This window comes from Limosilactobacillus coleohominis, assembly GCF_016901675.1.
GTDB lineage: Bacteria > Bacillota > Bacilli > Lactobacillales > Lactobacillaceae > Limosilactobacillus > Limosilactobacillus intestinavium.
On record NZ_JACJKU010000199.1, the window covers coordinates 1 to 313 of the forward strand.

Below are 313 nucleotides of genomic sequence, written 5' to 3' on the forward strand. Positions count from 1 at the left end.
AATAAAAGAGTCACATACCCTAAAAGTATGTAACTCGTAAAACTATACCAATTTAGCGAAAATTTCACGATTTTGTTAAACCAACACTAAATGATGTAGAGCCATAAAATTTACAGTTCAAGCAGTCATTTTGCTTGGGCTGTTTTTTGTTTTGCAATTAGAACTAACTGTTAAGTGAGAGTTTTTTAATGCAATCAATATTCCAATTCTAAAATGATAAAAATTTCTGAAACCATAAGCCGTTCGCTTAATAACCTTAATTTTGTTGTTAGTTCCCTCAATAGGGCCGTTACTCAAATGATACTTAAAGCTA

Annotated in this window: 1 protein-coding gene; it reads right to left on the reverse strand. The window is 30.7% G+C overall.

Going from position 1 to position 313, the window contains the following annotated elements:
* Positions 1 to 117: 117 nt before the first annotated feature.
* Positions 118 to 313 (reverse strand): transposase (locus tag H5975_RS08480; protein WP_204785644.1); only part of this gene is annotated, 196 nt, incomplete at its 5' end.